Source organism: Escherichia sp. TW14182 (assembly GCF_000208525.1).
Classification (GTDB): Bacteria; Pseudomonadota; Gammaproteobacteria; order Enterobacterales; family Enterobacteriaceae; genus Escherichia; species Escherichia ruysiae.
In genome coordinates this window covers 1-4603 of record NZ_AEJZ01000231.1, presented here as the reverse complement: position 1 = coordinate 4603, position 4603 = coordinate 1, and the positions used below count along the sequence as shown (strand labels likewise).

General features: G+C 54.1%; 4 protein-coding genes. All 4 read right to left on the bottom strand.

What is annotated here, in order from left to right:
- Positions 1-92: 92 nt before the first annotated feature.
- Complete coding sequence (gene ybiE, locus EQY_RS26885; RefSeq protein WP_211180490.1) at positions 93-152, bottom strand: protein YbiE; 60 nt, start codon at positions 150-152, stop codon at positions 93-95.
- A 65-nt stretch (positions 153-217) separates the two neighbouring features.
- Positions 218-1303 (bottom strand): malate/lactate/ureidoglycolate dehydrogenase, encoded by a 1086-nt coding sequence (locus EQY_RS0117760; RefSeq protein WP_000443550.1) that lies wholly within the window; start codon positions 1301-1303, stop codon positions 218-220.
- A 140-nt stretch (positions 1304-1443) separates the two neighbouring features.
- Positions 1444-2406 (bottom strand): DNA-binding protein YbiB, encoded by a 963-nt coding sequence (gene ybiB, locus EQY_RS0117755; RefSeq protein ID WP_000386505.1) that lies wholly within the window; start codon positions 2404-2406, stop codon positions 1444-1446.
- Between the two features lie 27 nt (positions 2407-2433).
- Positions 2434-4584 (bottom strand): ATP-dependent DNA helicase DinG, encoded by a 2151-nt coding sequence (dinG, locus tag EQY_RS0117750; RefSeq protein ID WP_024212641.1) that lies wholly within the window; start codon positions 4582-4584, stop codon positions 2434-2436.
- Positions 4585-4603 lie beyond the last annotated feature (19 nt).

Sequence of the window (4603 nt, the reverse complement as noted above, 5' to 3'; positions counted from 1 at the left end):
GGATAAGGCGTTTACGCCGCATCCGGCAACAGATGCCTGATGCGACGCTACCGCGTCTTATCAGGCCTACAAAATCCGAACCGTTGGACGGATCAGGCGTTTACGCTACGTCCAGCACAAGTATTTCCCTGTCTGTTTGCCGACAGACGCATGTGCTCCAACCCTCATTGATCCTATGTTACCCTTGTTTGCCCGTCCGTCACTGGACGGGCTTTTTTTAGCTGACTGATTGCTGGCAGAAAGCCTGCAACGTCTCTTCTGATATACCAATCTGCCGCGCTGCGTCGCAAATTGCCTGCCAGCTTCCGGCATCCAACGGGATCCCCATCTCCTGCCGTTCGCGACGCGTGTTCACTTCCCACTCACCCGGCAGCAAAATCGGTTTATCGTCATCATGCGGCGAGGCTTTCACCCACTCGGCAAAGGCTTCGGACTGCGTTGCACAATCTGGCGCACCGAACAGCTCCGGGTTAATGATAATGGTCGTCATGCAGTTAAAACCGGCATCGGGGCTGTGCTGCAATGTTTCCTGATAAGTAGTTTTGCCGCCAGAAAGTGCACCACCGAGAATTTCGCACATCACTGCCAGGGCATAACCTTTATGTTCAGCAAAGGCCAGCAACGCTCCTAGCGGTGACTCCAGCATGACTGCCGGATCGGTCGTTGGCACGCCATTAACGTCAATCAGGCAACCAGGTGGTACGGGCACGCCTTTATGCCAGGCCACACGCGCTTTACCAAACGCAATGGTGCTGGTGGCGTAATCAAGCAACAGCGGGAAATTATCTTTTCGGGGAAAGACCACGCAGAACGGATTTGTGCCAAAGCGACTGTCACGACCACGGAACGGCGCGACAGCCTTACTCCCTACCACACTGACAAAGTGGATAGAGACAAAACCCGCCGCCGCGCACTGTTCCGCCCAATAACCAATGCGCCCGATATGATGTGAGTTACGCAGCGCCACGGCAGCAATGCCGTGGTGACGTGTTTTTTCAATCCCCAGAGCCATGGCCTCATATGCAGCGACCTGACCACATGCACGATCGCCATCAAGCGTGACCACTGCCCCCGCATCTTTGACAATTTTGGCGTGATGGTTGATCTGCAAATAGCCCTGCTGCCAGGAACGCACATAATTCGGGATCATGCCAATACCATGTGAATCATGTCCTGCCAGATTTGCTGCGATTAAATGATCTGCTACTAATTTTGCTTCCTGTTCCTCGCTACCCATCTGACGAAACACAGTCAGGACAAAGTTGTGCAGCGTCCGGGCATCAAAGCGATGACCACTTTCCATGGTTAACTCCTGTTTATGTTATATGCCTGTTGTTTTTTTATGCTGCGCGCCGCACACGGGAAGGTCAATAAAGATGCTGCACTTTCATGGTGCAGTGGAGTAAAGACCGGATGACAGTCATCATCCGGCTGAGGAAGAAATTAAAAGGATTGTTTAATGCGCGCCAGACCATCGCTAATGGTTGCCACTTCGCCCGCCGCCGCCAGACAGCAAGCCATCTGGATGTTCAGTGACTCAGGAATTGGTTCGTTGCCTGCCAGGCAACGCTCAATCCACTTCGCCGTGGTTTCCGGGTCTTTTGCTTGTGGCAGTAGCTCGTTGCCAGCAGTGTCCTGTTTTTCATACAGCACCCGCATCCCTTCGCGGTCAATAAGATTTATTTGCGGGCAGCGTTGCGGATTAGCATAGACTTCGCCTTCGGTGCCGTGCATTAACAGCGCCCGTCCGCCAATATCGCTAAAGAATTTCGCGACTCGCCCGATGTATTCCGGATGCGAGACGCTGGAAAGACGCAGTGCCTCACCTTCGGCAAACGGTGTCGCCAGTTTCGCCAGGGTATGCGCACTGTTACGCACGCCCATCCGCCAGCGCATTGCCAGTTGTTTTTCCAGCGGCGGGCAAAACGCGCCTACGGGCATAAATACCGGCTGGTGCTCGTCAAGCTTCGCCTGTGCTTGTCCGGCATGTAGCGTTGGCGCAATCCCCATCAGTTGAAAAATGGTTTCGGTCAGCACGCGAGTAGGATCTTCACTCACGCCGTGAACCACCACCGGAAAACCGAGTTTATGCAGCAGAATCGCCAGCAACGGTGTCAGGTTGGCCTGTTTACGCGCACCGTTGTAACTGGGGATGACAATCGGCATCGGCTTGCCGGCGGGGGGCGTTAGCTTGATGGTGTGATTTTGCATGGCTTCGTAAAAGCCGAGCATCTCTGCTTCCCCTTCCCCTTTGATACGCAGTGCAATCAATACACCACCCAACTCAAGGTCAGGCACTTCGCCATTGAGCATATGGGCATACAGACCGCGCGCCGTATCCTGATCCAGATCGCGCGCGTGGTTTTTTCCGCGCCCGATCTCTTTGATGATTTTGCGATAGTCCATTTACGACTCCTTACCTGACTCACATCATTAACGCCGCCGACGGCGTGGGGATTTCGCTTTTTCTTTCTTTTTAACTATACCTTCAGGGACTTCCGGTTGCTCTATCGGAAATACCGGTAATGCGTCCAGTAGTCGCTTGCCATAATTTTTGGTCAACAAGCGTTTGTCGTAGATAACCACCTCGCCCCAGCAACTGTGGCTTCGAATAAGACGCCCAACCTGCTGAATCAGATTAAACGAAGCACTCGGCAGGCTTTGCACCTCAAACGGGTAGCGGTTAAGACTTTTTAGCCATTCGCCTTCGGTAATCACCACTGGACTGTCGATAGGCGGAAAGGCGATTTTATGGATATGCACCTGGCTGAGCAGATCGCCTTTCAAATCAAGCCCTTCGGCAAATGACTGTAAACCTACCAGTACACTGCGTTCACCGTTAGCGACGCGTTTGCGATGCAGTTCAACTAAGCGGTAGCGCGGCTGATCTCCCTGCACTAACAGCATCAGACGTAAATCCGTCACATAGTCGAGAAACCTCTGCATCGCCCGTCCGCTGGCAAACAGCACCAACATGCCGAGATGCTTTTTGCTCTCCACCTGCTCACGGAAAAAGGCGGCCATTTCGGCAATATGCTGCTCTTCGCTGTCGATAGAAGGCTCAACGCGCATCCGGGGAATAACAATTTTGCCCTGCTCACAGTGGTTGAACGGTGAATCCAGCGCCACGAAGAGATCGCCCGCTTTTTCTTTCAGCCCGCTCATCTCCTGCAAACGCGAAAAACTGTTCAACGAACGCAAGGTCGCGGAAGTGACAATAATGTGCGGAATGCTGCGCCACAGCAGCCTTTCCAGCTGATCGCTGACGCGGATCCCCACGCAGTGAAACCAGAGATGTAGCTGCCCGTCACGCTCTTCCCGCGTCGCCCATTTGGTCACTGGCGCACCGGAAGATTGCGCCAGCGAGGCCAGCCGCCAGAGTTTGCTTTGCGCCTCAAACATCCCCAGCGCGCGGTTCATCTGCAAAATAAGCCGATGCAGGCGCACAATGTCATGGCTGCCGCTTTTCTCGCTTAAATCGTTAAGGAATAGTTCTGCCAGACCACGCAACATCTCTGTCAGTTTCGCCAGCCGCTGGCAGATCTCCAGCACTTCATCAGGCAGTTCGCCCATCGCAAACCGGTGCTCAGCCTCCTGCCCGGCAGGCATATAGAGATTGAGAATGTTGTTTAAAGAGGCGATAAGCTCATACAACTCTTCACAATGCGCATTCAAACGTTCAGGGATTGCCAGCGGCGGGATCGTCTTCGGGCGAAACTGCTCCATGCAGGTGGCGACCAGTTTCGTGAGCAAGTCAAGTTGCAGCCGATACCAGGGCGCGGTGATTTCGGCGCTCATCTCCAGCGCATCCCGTGCTACATCCGGCAGGTGATGCCCTTCATCCAGCACCAGCAGCAAGTTTTTCGGGTCTGGCAATACCGCTTCGCTTTCCATCGCCGCCATCACCAGCGCATGGTTTGCCACCACCACTTCCGCTTCCTGAATCTCCCGACGAGCCACAAAAAACGGGCATTCGCGGTAGTAGTAACAGTTGCGGTTCAGGCAGCTGGCTTTGTCGGTACTCAAACGGCGCCAGAGATCGTCATCAATAGCGATATCCGTATGATCGCGCAGGCCATCCCATTTATAAGTGTCGAGATCGCCCTTCAGCTTTGCACAGCGTTTTTGCTCTTCCTGATTATTAGGCGTCAGTTCGTCGTCAAGAAAAGCGAGCAGATCCTGTTGCGTGGGTTCAGTGCTGGCGAGCGCCGTCAGATTGCGCGGGCAAACGTAGCGCCCACGCCCAAAAGCGGCAGTGAATTTAAGATCGGGAATGATCTTTTTCAGCAGCGGTAAATCTTTGCTGTAAATCTGATCCTGCAATGCCACGTTGGCGGTACTCACCACCAGCGTTTTTTGCTCTTCGCGGGCAATGGCGATGCCGGGGATCAAATAGGAGAGCGTTTTCCCAACGCCGGTGGGGGCTTCAATCGCCAGATGCCGCCCTTCTTCTCCGGCCAGCGTTTTGGCGACGTCCGCAATCATCTGCCGCTGCGGCGCACGGGGAATAAAGTCGGGGATCTGTTCCTGAAGCGCCTTATACCAGGCGGCAATTTGCGCTTTAAGCGCGGCGGTTAATGCCATGAGAAAACCTGAAATACTG

Excerpts from the sequence above, each read along its gene's own strand:
- EQY_RS0117760 (WP_000443550.1), bottom strand. The coding sequence starts at position 1,303 with ATGGAAAGTGGTCATCGCTTTGATGCCCGGACGCTGCACAACTTTGTC.
- ybiB (WP_000386505.1), bottom strand. The coding sequence starts at position 2,406 with ATGGACTATCGCAAAATCATCAAAGAGATCGGGCGCGGAAAAAACCAC.
- dinG (WP_024212641.1), bottom strand. The coding sequence starts at position 4,584 with ATGGCATTAACCGCCGCGCTTAAAGCGCAAATTGCCGCCTGGTATAAG.